At 72.0% G+C, this 21,883-nt stretch carries 13 protein-coding genes; 6 read left to right on the plus strand and 7 right to left on the minus strand.

The window, feature by feature from the left end:
• Positions 1–59: 59 nt before the first annotated feature.
• A complete protein-coding gene (locus tag I5071_RS41655) occupies positions 60–989 on the plus strand; it encodes a LysR family transcriptional regulator (RefSeq protein ID WP_236518958.1) in 930 nt (309 codons plus the stop codon).
• 12 nt (positions 990–1,001) lie between these two features.
• Here the strand turns inward: I5071_RS41655 and I5071_RS41660 are convergent, their stop codons facing one another.
• Positions 1,002–1,826 carry a hypothetical protein gene (locus tag I5071_RS41660; RefSeq protein WP_236518959.1) on the minus strand — a complete coding sequence of 275 codons (825 nt, stop codon included), beginning with the start codon at positions 1,824–1,826 and terminating at the stop codon, positions 1,002–1,004.
• A gap of 130 nt (positions 1,827–1,956) precedes the next feature.
• Here I5071_RS41660 and I5071_RS41665 point away from each other — a divergent pair, with 130 nt between their 5' ends.
• Positions 1,957–4,161, plus strand: a complete 2,205-nt coding sequence (locus tag I5071_RS41665) for a di-heme oxidoredictase family protein (protein ID WP_236518960.1) — start codon at positions 1,957–1,959, stop codon at positions 4,159–4,161.
• Positions 4,162–4,182: 21 nt separating this feature from the next.
• Here the strand turns inward: I5071_RS41665 and I5071_RS41670 are convergent, their stop codons facing one another.
• Positions 4,183–5,139, minus strand: a complete 957-nt coding sequence (locus I5071_RS41670; RefSeq protein ID WP_236518961.1) for a hypothetical protein — start codon at positions 5,137–5,139, stop codon at positions 4,183–4,185.
• Positions 5,139–7,907 carry a membrane dipeptidase gene (locus I5071_RS41675; protein WP_236518962.1) on the minus strand — a complete coding sequence of 923 codons (2,769 nt, stop codon included), beginning with the start codon at positions 7,905–7,907 and terminating at the stop codon, positions 5,139–5,141. Before I5071_RS41675 ends, I5071_RS41670 begins: the two co-directional genes overlap by 1 nt.
• Between I5071_RS41675 and I5071_RS41680 the strand changes: the two genes are divergently transcribed.
• On the plus strand, positions 7,900–8,493 hold the full coding sequence (locus I5071_RS41680; RefSeq protein WP_236518963.1) for a hypothetical protein: 594 nt from the start codon (positions 7,900–7,902) through the stop codon (positions 8,491–8,493). The genes I5071_RS41675 and I5071_RS41680 overlap by 8 nt on opposite strands.
• A gap of 91 nt (positions 8,494–8,584) precedes the next feature.
• Here the strand turns inward: I5071_RS41680 and I5071_RS41685 are convergent, their stop codons facing one another.
• Entirely contained in the window at positions 8,585–10,819 is a 2,235-nt protein-coding gene (locus tag I5071_RS41685) for an OPT family oligopeptide transporter (RefSeq protein WP_236518964.1), read from the minus strand.
• On the opposite strand from I5071_RS41685, the gene I5071_RS41690 reads away from it, so the two are divergent.
• Positions 10,818–11,486: a class I SAM-dependent methyltransferase gene (locus I5071_RS41690; protein ID WP_236518965.1), complete on the plus strand. Its 669-nt coding sequence runs from the start codon at positions 10,818–10,820 to the stop codon at positions 11,484–11,486. The genes I5071_RS41685 and I5071_RS41690 overlap by 2 nt on opposite strands.
• A gap of 3 nt (positions 11,487–11,489) precedes the next feature.
• Here the strand turns inward: I5071_RS41690 and I5071_RS41695 are convergent, their stop codons facing one another.
• From I5071_RS41695 to I5071_RS41705, 3 genes are read right to left on the minus strand one after another with little or no spacing between them, the layout of a single operon-like run.
• Positions 11,490–12,506: a hypothetical protein gene (locus tag I5071_RS41695; RefSeq protein WP_236518966.1), complete on the minus strand. Its 1,017-nt coding sequence runs from the start codon at positions 12,504–12,506 to the stop codon at positions 11,490–11,492.
• A gap of 37 nt (positions 12,507–12,543) precedes the next feature.
• On the minus strand, positions 12,544–13,815 hold the full coding sequence (locus I5071_RS41700) for a FecR domain-containing protein (protein WP_236518967.1): 1,272 nt from the start codon (positions 13,813–13,815) through the stop codon (positions 12,544–12,546).
• The gene (locus I5071_RS41705; protein ID WP_236518968.1) at positions 13,808–14,401 is read right to left on the minus strand and encodes an RNA polymerase sigma factor; all 594 of its coding nucleotides are present in this window, start codon (positions 14,399–14,401) and stop codon (positions 13,808–13,810) included. Before I5071_RS41705 ends, I5071_RS41700 begins: the two co-directional genes overlap by 8 nt.
• A 214-nt stretch (positions 14,402–14,615) precedes the next feature.
• Here I5071_RS41705 and I5071_RS41710 point away from each other — a divergent pair, with 214 nt between their 5' ends.
• The gene (locus I5071_RS41710; protein ID WP_236518969.1) at positions 14,616–18,224 is read left to right on the plus strand and encodes an Ig-like domain-containing protein; all 3,609 of its coding nucleotides are present in this window, start codon (positions 14,616–14,618) and stop codon (positions 18,222–18,224) included.
• Between the two features lie 34 nt (positions 18,225–18,258).
• A complete protein-coding gene (locus I5071_RS41715) occupies positions 18,259–21,858 on the plus strand; it encodes an Ig-like domain-containing protein (protein ID WP_236518970.1) in 3,600 nt (1,199 codons plus the stop codon).
• Positions 21,859–21,883 lie beyond the last annotated feature (25 nt).

The following is a 21,883-nucleotide window of genomic DNA, read 5'->3' on the forward strand; positions in this document are numbered from 1 at the left end:
GCCGTCGCTGCTCATGTGTGAAACTCATCTTCTGCATCAGCTCATGAGGCGAGCTCATCATGTCGATGATCGAGACCCGTCACCTGCGCCTGGTCCGCGCGATCGCCGAGGAAGGTGGCCCCACCCGCGCCGCGGCGCGCTTGCACCTCACCCAGTCCGCCGTGAGCCATCAGCTCGCCGAGCTCGAAGATCGACTCGGCGTGGTGCTCTTCGCCCGGGTCCGGCGGCAGCTCAAGCTCACGCCGGCCGGCGAGCGGCTCGTCGAGGCGGCGCGCTCGATGTTGTCCGACCTGTCCCGGCTCGAGCGCGACCTGGTGCGCGCCGGGGCGCGCGAGCGCGTGGTCGTGCGCGTCTCGGTCGAGACGTTCACCGCGTACCACTGGCTGCCGCGCGTGCTCACCGCGCTCCGGAAGGATCATCCCCACATCGACGTGCGCATCGTGCTCGCGGCGACGCGGGAGCCGGTCGCCGCGCTCCTCCGCGGCGACATCGAGCTCGCGCTCGCGAGCTCGCCGGTGCGCGACCGCGCGCTCGCGGTCGAGCCCCTCTTCGACGACGAGTGGACGGTGATCGTCGCCCCGACGCACCCGCTCGCGACCCGCCCCTACGTCAGCGCGACCGAGCTCGGGCGCGAGAAGCTCTTCACGCACGACGCTCCGCGCAGCGACGTCGACCGGATGCGCGAGCTCATCGCGGCCGAGCGCGCGGCGATGCCCGAGACCGAGTCCGTCCCGCTCACCGACGCGCTCGTGGAGCTGGTGAAGGAAGGGCTCGGTGTCGGCCTCGTCTCGCGATGGGCGGTGGGGCCGGCGCTCGAGCGTGGCGAGGTCGTGGCGCGGCGATTCACCCGCAGCGGCCTCCACGAGCGATGGGCCGCGATCTACCGTCGCGACGCGGCGAGCCGCCTTCCGCTCGCACAACTGGCCGAGCTGCTCCGGGCACGACCGCCGATCGCGCCGGGCCGGCGCGCCAGGCGCACGAAGCGATGACGAGTCGTTGGGTCAGCGCAGCACCGGCGTGCACAACGCCCGCGCGTCGCAGTAGGGCTCGCCGCAACCACCGGGCTCGCTGATCACGCGCGAGAAGAACTGACCGAGGCGGCCCCCGCACTCGCCTTCACGCGGGCCGCCGGGCGGCGAGACGTCGATCGAGAGCGCCACGCCCAAGCGCGCGCCGGGCACGAGCGCCCACGACGCGAGCCCGAGATCCTCGGCGACGATCAGCGCCTCGAGCGCGTAGCCCGAAGGCCGCTCGACCATCAGGAAGCGCGGTGAGGTCCAGTCTCCGATCAGATCGATGACCCAGCGCTGCGCGTACGGGCCTCGGGTCGCGAGCGGCGCGGCGACGACGAATTGCGCGGTGCCCGGGCGATCGTAGTCGGGCGGCGCGGTCAGCGCTCCGTCGTCGTCGACGAAGACCTCGATCGCGTCGCCGCAGTGCGCGCGATCGGGCGGGCTCGCCGCGTGGCGCTCTCCATCGTCGACCTCGACGTAGGCGTAGAGCCCGTCGGGATGCCACGCGATCGCCGCGCGCGCGGTGATGCCGTCGGGCAGCGGCTCGAGGCCGTTCCATCCGCGGGGCTCGATCACCGAGAGCGCCAAGCAGGGCTCGAGCGCTCCGTCGATCGACGGAGGCGCATCGAGCCGCGGGAGCTCGGTGCACGGATCGAGCGCACGAGCGCACGACGCGTCGGGCTCGCTCGACGTGCCGGCGTCCTGCACGACGGCAGCGTCGAGGCGACCCTGCGAGTCGTACCCGACGCGACCGCAGGCAGTGGGTGTCGTCGCGAGCGCCGCGAGCAGCACCGCTCGATGGAAGCGCCGCAAGGCCCGCGATCTTATCCGAGAAGGGCCGCCCGCGACGCCAGGAGCGCGTTAAACACGCGTGAAACGCGCGGATCGAACTTCGCGCAACCAGCTCGCGCGGTCGGCTCCACCAACGGGATGGAGAACGACGATGCGGCACCTCCGACTCCTGGCGCTCGCGCTCGCGCTGTCCTCGAGCGCCTGCTCGAACGGGCTCATCATGGGATCCGATCCCGACGGCGACCCGCCGGGAGATCCACCTCCGCCGGGCGACTGCGAGGACGATCCCGCGGCGCCGACGCTGCCCCGTGCGTTCGCGCTCTCGTGCGCGGGCTGCCACGGCAGCGAGGGCGCGGGCACTCCGGGAACGCCGAATCTCTTCGAGTACGAAGGCGACGCGGCGAGCTTCGTCGGTGTGGTGCGCGAGGGCGTCGGCACCATGCCCGCGTTCGCCGAAGCGGAAGTGTCCACGCCCGATCTCGAGCGCATGCACGCGTACTTCGAGGCGGGCCCCTCGAACCGACCGACCTGCGGCGGTCCCGACGTGCCGGTCCCGATGGGCTGCGACGACGACGCGCTCGCGGTGCGGAGGCTCTTCGACGCGCCCGCGCCCGGCACGCCGATCTCGGAGCGTCGCGCCGACGGAGTGATCGTCACGCACGGTGCGGGCCGCGTGCGCGGTCGTCACGAGCTCGAGGGCACGTACAGCGAGTTCGGCGGGCGCTACTTCGAGAACCGCAGCTACGGCTTCGAGATCGAAGATCACGTCGCGGCGGGCGAAGACCTGGTGCGCATCACCTATCGCCCCGAGGCGCAGCCGACCACGTTCGGGCCGACGACCAATTTCCGCTACTGGAAGGTCTACGGCGACGGCAACGTGTTCCATCGCAACACCGATCTCGTCGAGGTCGCGCCGATGACCTATCAGCGCGACGTCGTCGGCAACGGCCGCGAGAGCCGACCCATGCAGGTGGGTGACGTGCTCGAGTTCGAGTTCGGCGTGTTCATCGCGGGCAATCAGCCCGGCGATCCCGGCGCGATCGAGGGCCGCACCGCGTACTACACCGACACGTTTCGCTACGTGGTCGGCGAGGGTCGCCTCACCTCCGAGAACGACGACGGCAGCGGTGTGCTCGGTCCGGTCGCCGACGCGCGGCTCGGCGGCGACACGACGATCCCGTGGATCTACGCGGAGCCCGAGCTCTACTTCTCGCAGATGGCGCTCAACATGCAGCCCGACCACGTGCAGCCGTGGCTCGAGGGGCGCCGCCTGTTCCACACCGACTTCGAGACCGGTGCGCACTCCGAGGGTGACAATCCGCTGCTCGAGTCGTCGGCGGGCATGCTCGGACCGCTGTTCAACGTCCACCGCTGCTCGGAGTGCCACGAGCGCAACGGCCGCAGCGCGCCTCCCGAGATCGGCGTTCCGCTCGATCGCGTCGCGATCAAGCTCTACGGAGACGGTCCGCTCGGCAATCAGCTCCAGCCGAGCGAGGGCGCGGTCACGATCGCGAGCTACGAAGAGCACGACGTCACGTTCGCCGACGGCACCGTCGTCACGCTGCAGCGTCCGGTGTTCGCGTTCCCCTCCGACGGCATGCGGGCGTCGGTGCGCGTCGCGAGACAGCTGGTCGGCATGGGCCTGCTCGAGGCGATCGACGAGACGACGATCGTGTCGCGCGCCGACCCGACCGACTGCAACGGAGACGGCATCAGCGGCCGCGTGCAGATCGTCAGTGATCCCCGCACCGGCGAGATGCACGTCGGTCGCATCGGGTGGAGGGCCGAGAAGATCAGCGTCGAGCACCAGGTCGCCGACGCGCTCGAGGCGGACCTCGGCGTGACCAGCGAGTACTTCCCGGAGTCGAGCGGTCACTTCGAGCTCCCCGCCGAAGACCTCGCGCGGATGACGACGTACATGCGGCTGCTCGGTCTGCCCGGACAGCGCGATGCCGGCACCCCGCAGGTGCAGCAGGGCGCAGCGCTGTTCCGCGATCTCGGGTGCGTCGGCTGTCACGCTCCGACGGCGCGCACCGGCTCGACGCATCCGCTCGTCGAGCTGCGCGATCAGGATATCCGCCCATACTCCGATCTGCTGCTCCACGATCTCGGCGAGGGCCTCGCCGATGCGAGCGGCGGTGAGCAGGGACGCGAGTGGCGCACTCCGCCGCTCTGGGGGATCGGTCTGGTCGAGACCGTCAGCGGGCACACGCGCCTGCTCCACGACGGCCGCGCTCGCAGCTACCTCGAGGCGATTCTCTGGCACAGCGGCGAGGCCGAGGCGGTGAAGCAGCGAGTGTTGATGCTCGACGCCACGCAGCGCGACGCGCTGGTCGCCTTCCTCCGGTCGCTCTGAGCTCGACTCGGCTTCGTCGGTCTAGAGATCGACGAAGCCGATCACTCTCAGTCCACCGCGCCCGCCGCCGCGAATCGAGTCCACCTGTTGGATGATCGTCGAGCCGCCGCCGAACAGCTCGATCTGCAGCTCGCGAATCGGCTCCCATCCCCAGACGCCGTCCACCGAGATCGGGAACACGTCTCCGCCGGGCCAGATCGACGAGATGCTCACGTCGGCGCGCGCTCCCCACCGCATCTGGAGCGCCGCCGATCCGAGGAAGAGCTGCGCTGCGAGCCCGCCGGTCAGTCCTTCTTGATTGCCGAGCCAGGTCGCGATCCACGCCTGTCCGAGCCGGATTCCGAGCCCGCCCGACACCACCAGCGCGGCATCACCGGCGAACGGATCACTGCGCAGCTCGAATGCCGCGCTCGCTCGCCATCCACCGCCTCCGGTGCGCGGAAACCACAGCGCGTCATCGGCCGGTCCCATCAAGAGCGCAGTGCGCATCGAGAGGTCCAATTGCGCCGGAGTCGCGCCCTCGGCAGTGGGCGTCATCCACGCGATCGAGGCCTCTCCGCGCCACTCGCCGCACGGCGAGTGCATCACCACGCCGACGTCGATCGCCGGCGCGCGCAGGATGTCGGCGTTCGGCCCGAACGACGCGCCCGCCGCGATACCCGCCGAGAGCGCGACGAGCGGCGTGATCGGCAATGCCCCGCGCACCTGCGCGCGCAGCGCGCCGATCGGACCGACGCCGACACGTCCCTCGAGCTCGAGCGAGATGTTGCGCGCGGGATCGCCGAGCCCTGCGAAATACCCCGCGGGCACCGGGCTCCCCGGCCGCGCACCGGTCGCGACGCAGGTGCGCCCCACGCCGCGCGACGCCTCGGTCGTCCCGCGATCGACGGCCAGCGCGTCGTCGTCGTCGTTCTCGATCTGCGCGCGCGCCGGGATCGACACCAGCGAGAGCGCGATTGCGATCATCCAGACACGCATCACGGCGTCCCTCCGCGGCGCGCGGGATCGGTGCGCTCCCAGACCCGGAGAATCCCTTCGGCCGAGAGCAGCAGTGAGTCGACCACCGCCGTGCGCTGCGCCTCGGGCAGATCGTCGCTCTCCGCGATCGTCGCGATCACGTCGGCGAGCTGCCCGTACGAAGCGAGACCGCGCTCGTCGAGGCGCACCGTGCGCGGGCCTCCGTCGATCGTGAGCGGTCCGATCGAAGGCGTGCTGCACCCGTGCGCGCCGTACTCGAAGGTGCTCGGCGAGCGGCGTGTGATCGGGAACTGCGGCGCGAGCCCGTTCATGTCGGTGCCGAACCCGATCGCGCCGCGGCGCCCGTCGAAGATGCGATCCATCAGCCCCGCGTAGTCCTCGGCCCACGCGACCACCGGATCCTGCACGACCTCGATGCGCGCCTCGTCGATCGAGAACGACACGCGCGCATCCGGGTCGTGGGTGACCAGCGCGAGATCGAGCCCGCAGAGCGCACTCGGCGCGACGTCGGCGGGCAGCGTGACGAAGCGATCGAAGCGATTCCCGCCGCTCCACGTGCCGCGGAAGCTCATCGTGACCCACTCGCCCTCGCACCCGCTCGTCGGGAACGACGGCGCTGCCGGACACGTGCCGTCGCTCGCGCGCAGTCGCGGTCGCGCGCACAGCTCGCTGCCATAACGATCGAGCGCCGCGCCGAGCAGCGTGTTCGAGCCTCCCGGGCTCGCGATCACGCCGATGCGCACCAGCTTGCGCCCGTCGTCGAAGCTCGGCGCGTCGTCGCCGCTGCGGAACAGATCGAGCCCACCGCGCGAGCTGCCGAGCTGGGCGAGCGCACCACCGTTGTCGCGCGCCGCGACCACCCAGGTCGCTCCGTCGATCGTGATCGTCGCGCTGGTCGGCGACCACGCGCTGCCATCGGGCAGGCCACCGCACGATGCCCCGACGAGCCGGATCGACACCCGCTCGATCTGCGCGCGCGTGAACGCCGGCGTGGAGCTCCCGGCCGCGCACTCGGTGATCGTGTCGCCCTCGAGCACCGCGGGCAGGGGATCGAGCGTCGCGCTGCACGAGCTCGACGTGCACGTCATCTCGGTGCGCACGATCACCGGCGCATCGTCGGGGGTCGCGCCCGCGAGCTGCATCTCGAGCACGTGCGATCCGCCGCCGTCCACCGCGCCTTCCACGACCACGTCGACGCGCGTGATCGGATCGGCGCTCGAGCCCGAGATCGTCGTCCACCCGCTCGCGCACGTCGCATCACCGTCCGCGATGCACGCGGTGCGGCTCGCGCCGGTGAACGTCGCGATCGGTCCACCGCGCACCGCGAGCACGGTCTCGGGCGCGAGCGCGCCGCCGCTCCCGAGCCCGACCACGCCGCCCGCCTGCGCGATCCACCGCGCCTGATCGGCCGCGAGATCACGCTCCGATCCCGTCGGTCCGTCGTCGGGCGCGATCCCTCCGTGCGACGCGATCAGCGGATACGGGCCGCCGGCCGCCGCCTCGGCGAGCGCGATCGCGTCGGTCGTCGCCGCGACGCCCATGTGCGAGACGTCGACGATCAATCGACGATCGAAGAGCTGCTGGACGAACGTGCGCCCGACCTCGGTGAGCCCCATTCGATTCTGGTGCCCGAGCAATCGATATCCGAGCGCGCTCGGTCCCGCGCCGGTGCAGAAGCACTGATTGTCGTACTCGAGCGCGTCCGCCCAGGGCAGCGGCACCGACCCGAGCGCGAAGAGGAGCGGCGGCGACATCGTGCCCGGCAATTGCGGCCACCCGAGCCGCGACGTGTATCGCGACGTGTGCTCGACCTCGATGAACGAGAGCGCCGGTCGGCCGAACATCGTGCTCATCAGCGCGGTCGCGGAATTGAAGATGTCGCCGTTGGCCGCAGTGCCCCCGTGATCGTTGTCGATCAGGTGGATCGGAATCACGTGGGCCACGCCGAATCGATCGATCAGCGCGTCGACGTCCTCGATCGTCAGCGCGTCCATCTCCAGCGAGAGCACGACCGCGAGCTTTCCCTCGCCGATGATCCGCCGTGCCTCCTCGGGCGAGCGCGCGATCTCCATCCAGTCCGACTGCTCGTCGACGATGCTCTCGATGCGCTCGAGCTGACGCGTCGCGCTGTCTCGCTCGCGCGCGCGATTGGGCACGATCACCTCGGGAAATGAGGGCCCGGCGAGCAGCTGGGTGAGGACCTGGGAGTCGGTCACGCTCGCGAAGAGCACGCGCAGGCCGCCCTCGTAGGCGCGGCGGATCGCGTTCACCGGCATCTGCTGGTGCAGCACGTCACTGCCGCTCGGCCAACCTTCGATCGGTGGGCCACCTTCTCCCGCGATCGGCGGATGGGGGTAGTCGGACTGCAGATTGAGCAGGGGAAGGATCTGCGAGTGGGCAGTCCGCTCGATCGGAGATCCGGTGCGGACGACGTGAGTCTCGACGGGGCAGGGTGGCAGTGAGGGAATCGAGGTCGCCGAGACTGGCGCGCTCGACTGCGCATGTCCCCAGACCAGCTGACCCTCGAATGCCTCTTCGATCCCCGGATGGGTATGGAGATCGGCAAAGCCCCACACCGCCGGCGCGCCATCGATCGTCACCGTCGGCGTGCACGGTGGGAGTGGAGGCACCTCGGGTGGAGCGCTCGAGCAGCCCGCCGTCGTCGCCAGTGCGAGGACGAGCATGTCGCGAATCTGCCAATGCACGAGCGCGAGTGTACGATGCGTGACCGTGCGCTCGAAAATAACGCTCACTGCATTCGTGCTCACGACTCTCGTGCTCGCGCGACCAGCCCGAGCCGAGGACACCGAGGCGGAGATTGCACGCGGTGATCACGTGCTCGACGAGGACGAGGTCGATCGCGCGGGCATCGTGCGGGTGGGCCTCGGGATCGGCGGACAGCCCGCGGCGGGCGAGGTCGGCGCCATCGTGCACGCCGACGTCGGTGGCCGTCCGATGCTCGGCGGGCTGATCGTCACGCTCTCGAGCACGCTCTACGCGAACCCGTCCGCGCTGGTGTGGACGACCGGCTTCTCCGCGGAGCTCGACGTCACGTACGTGATCGAGACCGCGTTCTACACGCGCCGCGAGGTGAACGCCGAGCGCCTCGTGCAGCTCTCGCTGGGCGGGCGCATCGGCCTCTCGTACGGTCGCGACGCGCAGCCGATCCCGTTCGATCTCGGCGAGCGCGTCTACGAAGTGCTGCGCCCCGAGTGGAGCTTCTACGCGGAGGGCCGCATCCGCGTCGCGCCGGGCTGGTACCTCACCGCGCGCCCGATGCTCGACGTGCCCACGGACTTCGGCGACATCGCGCGATGGAGCGTCACGATCGGCGGCGCGTACGCGTGGCGCTGATCCGCGCGCGCACACGCAAGGGGGCGTAGGGGCCCCCGCGCAGCGCGGAGCGGCCAGGGGGTCGAGAGGGGAGCGGAGCTCCCCCGGGAAATCAGTGACCGCCCACGAGGCCCGCCGCTGCGAGCATCGCGAAGAGGGCCGCCGCGAGCGACTCGCCGGCCACCGCACCCGACGCGAGCGGGATGATGTAGCGCTCGCCGGTCTCCTTGCCGAAGCGCATCCACAGCTCCGCGATCACCGCGCCGATGAAGAACGAGAGCGCGTTCGCGAAGGGCACGACGAACGCGAGCCCGAGGCCCATCGACGAGGGCATCCACTTCTTGATGTTCTTGGGCGCGAGGCCTTCCGCGAGCGCGAGCACGATGCCGACGAGACCGCCGATCACGATCGCGAGGCGCGCGCTCTCGGGGATCGTCTCGACGCCGCGCGAGAGCGCCTGCGCCACCGCGTACCACATCGTCGTCGCGGGCGAGTTGAACGCCTCGAGGTGCTCGCGGTCCGGCACCAGGACGAACCACGCGGGCACCACCGCGATCACGCCGAAGAACACGCCGAAGAACTGCGCGAGGAACTGCTTGCGCGGGTTCGCGCCGAGCAGATAGCCGCTCTTCAGGTCGGTCAGCAGGTCCGCGCTCGAGCCCGCCGCGCCCGCGGTGATGCCCGCGGTCATCAGGTTCACCGTCGTGTTCGCGGGCGCGAGCACCGCGTAGGTGAACTGCGTGATCTTGCCCATCGCGCCGATCGGCGTGGTGTCGGTCTCACCGGTCGCGCGGCACGCGACGAGCGCGAGCACGAACGAGAGCACCACGCTGAGCACGCCGAGCCACGGCGCGATGCCGAACGAGAGCCAGCACAGCAGCGTCAGGCCGATCGTCACCGGGATGCCGCCGATCAGCAGCCAGCTCGCGGGCACCTCGAGGCGCTCGATCGGATCGCTGCTCGCGCCGTCCTTCTTCTTCCCGAGGTTGCGGATCGCGCGGAGGATCGTGCGGTAGCCCAGCGCGAACGACGTGAGGCCCGACGCGACGAGCAGCGCGGTGCCGAGCCAGAGCGACCAGCGCGTCACGCGGATCATCGCGATGATCGGGCGCTCGTGGAGCTCGCTCGCGCCGGGCGCGATCACCGTCCACCCGACCATCGGCGCGCCGTCGGCGGCGACCGCAGGCTCGCCGATGCGGATGCGATCCGCGGGCACGCCACGCTCGACGAGCGCGTCGCGCAGGTGCTCGGCGCGCGCGGTCGCGATCGCCGCAGTGCCGCCCGCCGACTGGTTCGCCATGCCGGTGAGCTGGATCGCCTCGATCGCGCTGCTCGACGCGAGCGTCTCGCTCGCCGTCGCCGCGGCCTCGTCGTACTGCGCGCCCTCGAGCTCGGTCGAGCCCGGCCCGAACTCGACGCCCGGATTGCTCGCGACCTCCATGTGACCGAAGAAGCGCTTCGGCGCCTCGACCCAGTCCTCCATGCCCATCGTCGCCGGCGCGAGCGCGACGTAGTTGATCAGCGATCCGACGAGCATCCACGTCGAGACGCGCAGACCGACGATCATGCCCGCCGCGATCAGCAGCAGGCTCGGCTCGAACCACATGCCGAGCGTCTTGCCGGTGAGCACCGTGCTGCGCGCGCCGACGATCGGGAAGTTCAGGAAGATCTGCTCGGGCATGTACCCGAACGAGCGCACCAGCGCGACGACGATGCCGACCGCGAGCGCGCCGATCAGCGCGCGCGCCTTGAGCATCGACTCGCGACCCGCGGCGTAGAGCGAGCGCAGCGTCTCCGCGGCCGCGATGCCGCTCGGGAAGGGCAGCTGCTCGCTGTTGATCATCTGCCGCTTCATCGGGATCGCGAGGAAGACCCCGAGCAGCGCGGTGAGCAGCACCCAGATCGCGACCGGGAACCAGTGCATCTGCTGACCGGTGATCAGCAGCAGCGCGCCGACCGCGGTGGCGAGCGTGCCGCCGGTCGAGTAGCCCGCCGCCGACGCGGTGGACTGCATGCAGTTGTTCTCGAGGATCGTCATCTTCGTCTTCGCGAGTCGAAGCGAGACGAAGGAGTTCCAGATCGCGTAGCTCAGCACGCACGCGGTGATCGCGACGCCGAACGCCCAGCCGAGCTTGAGCGTCGTGTAGAGGTTCGAGACGCTCATCGCCGCGCCGAGCAGACCACCCATCACGACCGCGCGGATCGTGAGCTGCGGGACGTCGTCACCGCGGTAGTAGTGCTTCACCCATGCGGCGTCGCGCTCTTCCTCGGGGAGCTGCGAGAGGTCGGGAAGACCCTCGGGCGTGGCGGACGCGGCAGTGCTCTCGGAGGCGGCGGGTGCGGACATGCGCTGGTACCTTCTGGCCCCAAAATCGATTGGGAGGCGGGCACCATCGCACTGGACCGCCGCGAGCTTCAAGCGGATCGACTCGATGACACGACGCACGTTCGACGAGGGCTATTACCGGCGCTTCTATCTGGATCGCAAAAGGCGCGTGGCGTCGCGAGAAGACACGGAAAAGCTCGTGGAATTCGTCGCTGCGTACCTGCGTCTGCTCGACGTGCGTGTGCGCACGGTGCTCGATCTCGGGTGCGGTCTCGGGTGGTGGAGAGACCCCGTGCTGCGCTGTTTTCCTGGTGCGACCTGGACGGGAGTCGAGGTGAGCGAGCACCTCTGCGACACGCTCGGTTGGAGCCGAGGATCGGTCGTCGATTGGAAGGGCGAGCCCGCGGACCTCGTGGTGTGTCAGGGCGTCCTGCAGTACCTCGACGACCGCGAGGTGACGCGTGCGCTCGCGAACCTGAAGCGCCACGCGACGAAGGCGATCTATCTCGAGGCGGTCACGCGCGAGGACTGGAGCAAGACGGTCGATCGCGCGCGCAGCGATCACGACGTCGCGCTGCGATCGGCCGAGGTCTACAAGCGCGCATTGTCGACGCGCTTCGTGCACGCGGGCGGCGGGCTCTGGCTGCGCAAGAGCGAAGCGACGCTGTTCGCGCTCGAGCGCGCGTGAGGATCACTGCGGCCTGATCTCGACGCCGAGCACCAGCACGCCGAGCGCGCCGGCGATGCCCGCGAGGGTCTCGCCGGTCGGCGCGAGGGTGCCGCGCACCGGCACCGCGATCCATCCGAGCTCGACGCCGACGTGCAGATACGCGGAGCCGACGACGTGCAGCGAGAGGTGCGCCGCGCTGATCACCGCGAGCGTGCCGCCGGCGATCGTCTCCGCGCTCGCGCCGGATGATGCGCGCCCCTCGAGGATCGCGGCACCACCGCGCGCGCCCACGCCGAAGTCCGCGTGATCGAGCCCGAAGGGAAGCCGCAACGCGAGGAGCGCGCCGACCCATGCGGTGGTGACCGCGACCGAGCCGAGCGCGCCCGCTTCCACGCGGCCGTGCTCGGCGCGCGCGTCGAGCACCAGCGCGAGCGGCGCGAAGAGCTCGATGTCGACCGCGAGCCCACCGCCGCCCGCGGCGTGCAGCGGCTCGCCCGAGAGGCGCAGCGCACCGAGCACCTGCACTCCGACCGGGCCTGCGGTGATCGGCTCGGGGGTCGGGGTCTCGAGATCGCCGGGCGAGGTCTCGTCGACGAGGCGATCGCGCGCGGCGTCGAGCGCCGCGGCGCGTGCTTCTTCGCTGCCCTCGGGCGAGGGGCGCATCCCGTCGAGCTCTGCGTCGTGGCGCATGCCGAGCTCGACCCACGCCGCGCCGAGGAGCTCGGCGATCGCGAGCGCGACGAGGCGCGCGCGCACCGCGGCAGGCGCGCTCGCGAGATCGAACGTGCGCTGCAGGCGCTTGCGCGTGAGGCCGTCGTCGACGTCGACCGAGACCGACGTGCCCTCGCACGAGACGCGCGCGCGGGTCGTCGACTCGAGGTCCGAGGGCGCGAGCTCCGCGTCGTCGCCGAGCTCGATCGCGAGCACGTGCGCGGTGAGCTCTGCGTCGAGCTCCGTGCACGAGGGATCGATCGCGATCGCGACGCGTGGTCGGTCCTGCGCGCTCGCCATCGCGGGCGCGAGCAGCAGGGCGCTCAACAGCAGCGCGTCGATCGCGGCCCAGCGCCGCGTGCGATCACTCGAGACCGCCGAGGCGGCGCACGGCGTCGGTGCGGAGATCCTCGGGATACAGGCGAAGATAGTCGAGAGCGCGCGCGCGTGCTCGATCGTGCAGCCCGGCGCGGTGACAGGACTCGACCTCGCGGGCGAGCGCGTCCTGCGCGAGGGTCCCCTCGGGGGCGAGCCGGCGCGTCTCGGCGAACGCGTCCGCGGCCTCGGCGGGACGACCGAGCTGCTGGAGCAAGACGCGACCGAGGGTGAACGCGACGACCGGTGCACGGGCATCGTCGCGACCGACGTCGAGCGCGCGACGCAGGTACGCGAGCGCCTCCGCGGGGTGCCCCGAGAGGCGCGCGCAGTCGGCGGCGAGGATCAGCGTGTCGACGTCGTCGCCGCGCAGGACGGTGGGATCGAGGAGCAGCAGCGCGTAGCCCTCGTCGTAGCGGCCGTGCTCGGCGTGGGCACGCCACGCGGGCCGGGTGTCGGGCTCGGGCGCGACGGGCGCCTCGTCCGGGACGACCTCGGGCTCCACCGGAGCGGGCTCGACGGCGCGCGCGCGGGGCTCGCGGTGATCGCGCGCGCGCGGCGCGGTCTCGCGCACGACCACGTCGGGCGTGGCCGGGTCGGGCGTGGTCGTGTCGGGCGGCGTGACCGTCTGCCGCGCGACGAACGCCGGCGTGATCGCCGGGGTCGGCTGGAGCTCCGCGGTCGGCTCGGTGGGGAACGCGCCGCGCTCGCCGGCGGCGAGCTCGACGCGCGCGCCGGGCTCCCACTCGACGCGCACGCGACCCTGATCGACCTGGACCGCTGCGCCGCTTCCCTCGCGTCGCACCGTGAACACGGTGCCGATCACCGACACCGCGACCGTGCCCGCGCGCACCCGGAACACGCGCGGAAGCCCCGGCGTGACCTCGAAGCGCGCTGCACCGCGCACCAGCACGAGCTCGATCTCGCCGGGCGTCATCCGGCCCACGAAGACCTCGCTGTCGGCGTCGAGCGGCGTGACGATCGATCCGTCCGCGAGCCGCAGGACGCTCGGCGTGACGGCGGCGGACACCTCGGGGTCGGGCGTGCCGTCGGGCGCGGTCGCGATCGGACGCGCCAGGAACGCGATCGCGGTCATCGCCGCGATCGCGATCGCCGATCCGACGGTGCGCTGCACCACGCGACGGCGTCCGCGCGCCGCGGCCCGCTGTGCGGCGCGGCTCGCGCGCGCGCGATCCCAGTCCGGCGCGACGTGCTCGCGCACGTCGGCGATGGCCTCTCGGAGACGGTTGCCTTTACTCATCGGCGAGCTCCGCTTCCAGGACTGCGTGTGCCGCGGCGATGCGTCTCTTCACCGTCGCGAGCGAGCACTCGCACGCGAGCGCGACCCGCTCGAGGGGCTCGCCCTCGAGATAACGAAGCGTCCATGCGAGCCGTTCTTCCGTGGGCAGCGACCCGAGCACTCGATAGAGGTCGGCGATGCGCGTGCGCTGCTCCGGCGAGGCGCGCTCGTCCGCGAGCGCTGCCTGATCGAGCTCCTCGTTCAATCCGAAGATCGTGAGCGCGTAGCGCTTGCGCAGCACGAGGCGCGCCTTGCGCACCGTCAGCGTCGCGAGCCACGCGCGCGCCGAGTCGGGATCACGGAGGCGATCGATGCCGCGCACCGCGTCGAGGAAGACGTCTTGCACGAGGTCGTCGAGCTCCGGGCTGCGACCGAGGATGCGCATGCCGACGCGCAGCACGTAGCCACCGTGCAGCCGGAACGCCGAGTCGAGATCGATCGGCGCGCGGACGCCCGATCGCTCGGCGTCGTCGCCGCCCGGCTCGTCCCCTTCGTCGTCGGGGGGCGAGTCGACCAGCCGCAGGTGTGCCCGCGCGTCGGAGCTCATGCCGGGTGTGTGTGATGGCGAGGGGCGAATGGCTCACGCGATCGACGCCGATCCGTCCGATCGACGTGTCGGCATTGTGAGGAATCGGACGTGCGCCGCGCCGTGGCCGGCACTCCGCCGCACCCGCCCCGATGCTCGTGAACGAAAAGCGACGAGCGCGTGAGCCATTCGCAATTCGTTTTCACACAACCCCCGCCGAGGAGACGACCGCTCCATGCGATCCCGATCCGGCCCGCGCATCATCGTCCTGCTCGCGCTGGCGCTCGCCGCCTGCGACGGCACGCGCGAGCCCGTCCTTCGGGTCGACGCCGGGCCCGACGCGCCACCCGACGAGCAACGCCCGTACGTCGTGAGCACGTCGCCCGAGAGCGGCGCCGTCGACGTGCCGCCCGACGAGTGGATCGACGTCACGTTCAGCGAGCCGATCGCCGAGGGCGGCGGCGTGACCGTGACCGCCGACGGCACCGCGGTGGCGCTCGAGCCGCTGCACTGGGACGACGCGCGACGCGTCCTCTCGATCGAGCCGGTCGAGCCTCTTCCCTCGCGCGCGAGGGTGCAGGTGCGCATCGCCGACGACTTCACCGATCGCGCGGGCAACTCGCTGCGCGAGCCGGCGCTCGTGGTCTTCGAGGTGGGCGACGCCGCGGCGCCGCGCGTGCTCACGAGCGAGCCGGTCGTCGGCGAGACCGGCGTGTCGGCGCGCCTCGACGCGATCGAGGTGCGCTTCGACGAGCCGATGGACGCGCGCGCGGGCACCGCGCGCCTCGAGGGGCCCGGCGTCGCGCGCGTCGTCGAGCAGCGCTGGGTCGAGGGCGCGCTCCTGCGCGTGTCGATCGAGGGGCTCTCGCACCAGAGCACGTATCGCCTCGTGCTCGACGGCTTCACCGACGCCGCGGGCCGCCCGCTCGATACCAGCGCGTACCTCGACGAGGGCGCGATCACGTTCGCGACCGGCCCCGACGCCGACGCGCCGCGCGTGATCGACGCGAACCCTGCCGAAGGGCAGGTCAACGTCGCGACGCTCACGCGCGAGATCACCGTCGTCTTCGACGAGCCGATGGACGTGACGCGTCGCGCGGCGCGCCTCGACGGGCCGAGCGCGGAGATGTGGCTCACCGGCGCGTGGTCCGAGGACGCGCGCACCATCACGTTCGGCGCCGCGGGGCACCTCGCGCCCTCGGGCGCGCACGCGCTCGATCTCACCGCGCTCCGCGACGTCGCGGGCAATGCGATCGACCCGGTGACGTACCTCGAGGACGGCGCGCTCGACTTCGCGACCGGCGCCGACGGACGCCCGCCGGCCGTGGTGTCGTCGACGCCCGTCGAGGGCGCGCGGAACGTGCGTGCGTCGATCGAGGAGCTGGTCGTGCGCTTCGACCGCGCGATGGATCGCGACGCGACCGCGACGGTGCGCATCGACGACGGCGTCGCGCCCTTCGACGTGCCGGCGCGCTGGAACCTCGCGGGCACCGAGCTCTCCCTCGACGTCCGCGCGCGACTCTTCGCGGAGCGCGCGCATCGCGTCGATCTGCGGGCGCAGCGTGATCTCTTCGGCAACGCGCTCGACGTCGCGGGCGTCTATCTCGGCGGCGACGGCGAGCTCGACTTCGTCACGGCGAGCGGCACCGGCGAGTCGTGCACCGACGCGCTCTCGATCGCGTCGGGCACGCCGGTCGCGGGCGGCGGTCACGAGTGGCGGCTCGCGCCGCGCGCGGTGACCTCGCGCGAGGGAGAAGGCGCGGGCGCGCAGTGCGCGGCGCGGCCGGAGTGGATCTCGCCCGACGCGGTGGTCCGCGTGGTGAAGACGACGCCCGCGGCGTCGCAGGGCGGCACCTACCTGCACGTGACCGCGACCAGCGCGGCGTCGCGTCTCGTGGTGCTCGAGGTGCGCTCGTCGTGCGAGCCCTCGCGCGACGTGCTCGACCCCGCGCGGCTCGACTGCCCCGGCGAGCGCGCGACGTGGGAGTCGTGGCTCGACGTCGGCCCCGGCGAGTACTTCGTGTGGGTCGCGACCGCCGCAGCGGGGACGCTCGCGGCGTTCGAGGGCGCGACGATCCGCGTCGACGAGGTCGCGACGATGCCCGAGGGCGAGTCGTGCGCCGATCCCTACGACGCGAGCTCCGCGATCCACTCGACGGGCGCGGGCGGCGAGCACGTCTACACGATCCCCGCGGGCGTCGGGCGCGCGTCGGATCGCACCGTCGTCGCCTACGACGGCGCAGGCACGATGCTGTGCGACCCCGAGCGCCTCCAGGGCGGCGACGTCGTCGTCGCGCTGTCGAAGACGTCGCCCACGAGCGTGCTCTCGGCGGTGGTCACGGCGACGAGCGAGGTCGACGTGCAGCTGCTCGATCGCTGCGACCCGCGCGCGTCGGGCGCGCGCTCGCTCGCATGTGCAGCGGACGTGACGGGATCGCGGCGCGCGGAGCTCACCGCACACGGCGCGGCGGGCACCTACTACGCGTGGATCGCCTCGGCGCGACCCTACCTCGGGATCGGCGGCGCGACGCTCCGCGTGCGCGAGATCGAGCCGCAGGCGGGTGACGACTGCGCGCACGCGATCCCGATCGCATCGAGCGGCACGACGACGATCACCGCGACGCGCCCCGAGCGCCTCGACGTGCCCGGCTGCTTCCCCACGAGCGGCGGCGTCACCTGGTACCGCTTCACCGCGGCCGAGGCCGCGACCGTGATCGACGCGAGCGGCCCCGGCGCCATCGCGGTGGTCGCGCCCGGCTCGTTCGAGACGCGCTCGTGCACGAGCGACACGTCGGGCCCCGCGCTCGGCGCGTTCGCGGCGCCGGGCAGCGAGGTGTGCATCGCCGTGTCGAGCAGCGCGGGGATCGGCTCGCTCACGCTGACGCCGGTTCCCTACGCCGGCGTGATGGGAGGCGTGACGCCGCTCGGGATCGCGCCGCCTGCGCGCGCCACCGGCGGCGTCGAGACGATGGAGTCCGAGCTGTGGATCGCGGTCACGCCGACGACGATCCACGCCGCGGTGCAGTGGCCGTCGCGCATCCTCTCGGTGCCGCGCAGCGGTCACGTGCGCGCGGACTCGCACGAGGTCGAGCCCTTCGAGATGGGCTACTCGGGCGTCGCGGTCGGCGAGGCGCTCTTCAGCCTCGACGACGCGGGCTTCTACGACATCGGTCTCGGCACGCTCGTCGGGCCCGCCGATCACACGCGGCTCTATCGCTTGGTCACGCCCAGCGGCGCGTTCACGACGAACGAGCCGTTCGACTGGGACGGCGCGGCGCGGCTCGGCAGCCAGGTGTACCGCTCGGTCGCGTACGACGGCGCGGATCTGTGGCTGCTCGTCGACTCGCCGGCGGCGTTCGGCGGCGGCGGATCGGCGGGCGTCGTCACGCTGCACCGCGCGAGCCCGAGCGCGCCGGGCGTGTCGCGAATCGCGGGCGAGATCCCGGCGATGGAGCGCGCGATCGCGACGGCCGTCGACGCGACGTACGTGTACCTGCTCGGCCGCGTCGCGGGCGTGGGCGGCGTCTATCGCGTGCGGCGCGACGCGCTCGCGGGCGATCCGATCCCGGAGCTGGTCGCGCGCGCGAACGTGCCCGAGACGATGGCGCGCGGATCGATCGCGCTCGACTCGATCGGCGCGGCCCAGGTCCTCTACTTCCGCGACGCGCAGGGCGACGTGCGTGTCGTGACGGGGCTCGGCACGAGCACGCCGATCGACCTCGGCGTCGTGAGCCCGCTGGGCGACGCCGACGATCACCAGCTCACGTACGACGCGCTCTCGGACTCGATCTTCCTGTTCGAGTCCGAGACCGACGCGCGCGGGAATTTCGTCCGTTTGGACTGAGGGGAGCAGGATGTACAGACACGTTCGCTCATGGGTGGGGTGGTGCGCGGCGATCCTCGTGATCGCAGCACCGGGCTGCGGCGACGACGACACGAGCACGGGCGACGACGACGCGTCGGTCCCGGGCGACACCGTCGCGCCGAGCGTGGTCTCGGTCACGCCGAGCCACGGAGCGACGGGGGTCGCACCGGACGCGACGCTGCGGGTGACCTTCTCGGAGCCGATGGATCCCGCGGCCGGCACGCTCGAGGTGCGCAGCGGCGAGACGATGCTGACGCTCGGCGCGCGCTCGTGGAACGAGGACGGCACCGAGCTCTCGATCCGCACCGCGATGCCGATGCCGAGCGGCGCGACGAGGTTCGCGGTGGAGGCGGACTTCGAGGACCTCGCGGGCAACACGCTCGAGGAGGGCGGCGAGGTGCAGTTCGAGGTGCTCGACCTCGTGGCGCCGCAGATCGTGTCGACCACGCCCGCCGAGGGCGCGACGGTCTCGGTCGCGACCGCGGAGATCGTGTTCGTGCTCAGCGAGAGCGTGCGCGGTGATCTGCCGACGCTGACGATCACCGGCGCGGGCTCGCCCGTGCTCGGCACGCCGGCGTGGAGCGACGCGCACACGCTGCGCGTGCCGGTGAGCGGGCTCGCGCACGAGGGCGAGTACCGCGTGACGATCGCGGGCGTGCGCGACATCGCGGGCAACGCGCTCGACACGAGCGCGCTCGGCGACGAAGGCGCGCTCGACTTCACGGCGGACGACGACGTCGCGCCGGTCGTGACCGACTCGAATCCGTCGGACGCTCAGGTCGACGTCGCGTGGGACGTGCTCACGCAGGTCGTGGTGCTCTTCTCGGAGCCGATGGACGCGACCGCGGGCACCGCGACGCTCACGGTGTCGGGCGCGGCGACGACGCTCACCGGCAGCTGGGACATGGGCGGCCGCCGCCTCCTGCTCGACGTCACCGATCGCCTCGAGAACATCACCGTGCACCGCGTCGCGCTCGACGGCTACCGCGACGTCGCGGGCAACGCGCTCGACGGCACCGTGCTGCTCACCGACGGTGCGATCGACTTCACCACCGGCGATCTCTACAAGCCGTACGTCGTCTCGAGCACGCCCGCCGAGGGCGCGACCGACGTCGCGCCGTCGACGACGGCGGCACCGCTCGAGATCACGATCACGTTCAGCGAGGCGATGGACACCTCGCGCACCGAGGTGACGATCGTCGGCGACGGCGCGTCGATCACCGCGGCCGGCACGTGGTCGGTGGCGGGCACGTCGCTCACGATCCCGGTGGGCGCGCGCCTCAACGCGGGCGCGAGCTACTCGATCGATCTCACCGCGTTCCGCGACGCGACCGGCACGCTCTTCGACGCGGCGCACGAAGGCCTCGGCGGCGACGGCGAGCTCGACTTCGCGCTGCGCGCGCCGACCGGTGAGCGCTGCGGTGACGCGCTGACGAACGAGCAGGCCGTCGAGATCGACGGCGCGCGCGAGTGGCAGATCGCGGCGGGCGGCGTGACCACCGACGACGGCGCGGTGACGTGCATCCCCGTGGCCGCGACGCTCCCCGACGGCGTGATCCGCTATCGCAAGACCACGCCGAGCCTCTCGGCGGGCGGCACCGCGCTGCACATCACGCTGCGCAACGGGTTCAACTTCGAGGTGACGAGAGACACCTGCGAGCTGCCCGCCGCCGATCCTTCGGATCAGCTGCGCTGCTCGTACATGAACGCCGACAACACCGGCCTCGTCGAGACGTGGCTCGATGTCGGCCCCGGCGACTACTACGTCTGGGTCAGCAACTTCGAGACGTTCAACCAGACGACGGTGCGCATCGCCGAAGAAGCGATGCCGCGCGACGGCGAGAGCTGCATCGCGCCCTACGACGGAGCGACCGACGCGGCGATCTACACCGCGCCGACGAGCCCCGACGGCGACCACGTCTGGACGATCACCACGGGCACGATCCACGGCATGGAGCGCACCGTCACGCCGACCGGCCCCGGGCCGCTCTCGTGCGATCCGACCGTGCCGCTCGGCCACGACGCGGTGATCGCGTTCGACAAGACGAGCGACGCGAGCCTCGTGACCGTCAGCGTCGTGCCCTTCGGCCGCGCGTCGCCGTTCGGGGCGCCCGCGCCGCACGTCGACGTGGAGATCTCGCGCGGCGGATGTGATCCCACGACCGCGGGCCGCGACGTCGAGGTGTGCGCGACCCGTCTCACCGGTCCCGGCGGCGGCGCGAGCTTCACGATCGACGGTCCCGCGGGTCGCCTCGACACGTGGATCACCGCGCCGCAGCAGCCGGCGCCCCCGAACGGTCTGATCACCGCATTCGTTCCGTTCCCCGGCGCGACGGTGCGCATCTCGGAGTTCACGCCGGGCCTCGGCGACACCTGCGCGAACGCGATCCCGCTGAGCCCCGGCGCGAACACGGTCGCGCCCGATCGCACCCACCGCGCGTACGCGCCGGCGTGCATGCCGACCGGCGCGCTCACCTGGTACCGCTACACGCCGACGCGCAACTTCGCGATCATCCGCACCGACACCGCGACGCGCGGCGCGGTCGTGAGCGCGGCGAGCGCGGGCACGATCAACTGCGGCGACAACCTCGCGAACGGCGTCGGCGCCGCGACGACGGTCGGCCAGGACGTGTGCATCGCGGTGGCGTCGGGCACTGGCGCGACGTCGCTGTCGATCCAGGAGCTCGACTTCGGCGGCGTGCGCGGCGTGCCGACGAATCTCGGGATCACGTTCCCCGCGACCGCGCCCGAGTCGATCGGGTTCTCGGGCCCGCGCTGGATCACCACGACGCCGACGCACATCGCGGTCGGGCTCAATCAGCGGGTCATCGCGACCGCGCCCCTCGCCGGCGGCGCGGACTTCACGCTCTCGACGCTCGCCGGCACGACGCGCCAGTTCGGCCTCGGAGCGCACTTCGACGGCACGTCGATCATCGCGACGATGTCGGGCAGCAGCGCGACCGATCCGCGCGTCGCGCGCGTCGCCGACGGGATGGGCGCCGCGTCCACGACCGACCCCGCCTCCTTCGTCGACATGCCGCCGGCGTCCACCGGGTACGCCGCGAAAGCGATCAACGCGATCGCGCGCGACGGTGACAACGTGATCGTCGCGACCGCGCGCGCGTTCTCCTCGCCCCCGTCGACGCAGTTCTATTCGATCCCGATCGCGGGCGGCGCCGCGACGCTGCTCGGGGAGAACACCACGTTCGACGGCGTCGCCGGCCTCGCGGTCGACGCGACCTACTTCTACATGACGACGATGGTCGGCTCGACGCGCGGGCTCTTCCGCCTGCCGCGCGCCGCCCTCGCGAACCCGTCGACGCCCCCCGAGCTCCTCGCCGCGGTGACCGTCGACTTCAGCAACCAGCCGGTCTACCTCGACCCCGCGAACGACGCGCTCTACTTCCGCGCGACGGCCATCACCATCACGAGCTCGAGCTCCGAGGTGTGGCTCGTCATCGATCCCGATGGCGTGACGCCCACGTTCGCCGGACCGATCTGGCGCACCACCATCGGCGCCGGGCTGGGCTTCGATCCGAGCGGCCCTTCGCTCTTCGTGATCGACGCATCCGCCGGCACTCAGTCCGCCGCGCGCTGGCTCCGGCTCGACTGAGCCGAACTCGTTCCCCGGAGGAGGA

It is taken from the genome of Sandaracinus amylolyticus (genome assembly GCF_021631985.1).
Classification (GTDB): domain Bacteria; phylum Myxococcota_A; class Polyangia; order Polyangiales; family Sandaracinaceae; genus Sandaracinus; species Sandaracinus amylolyticus_A.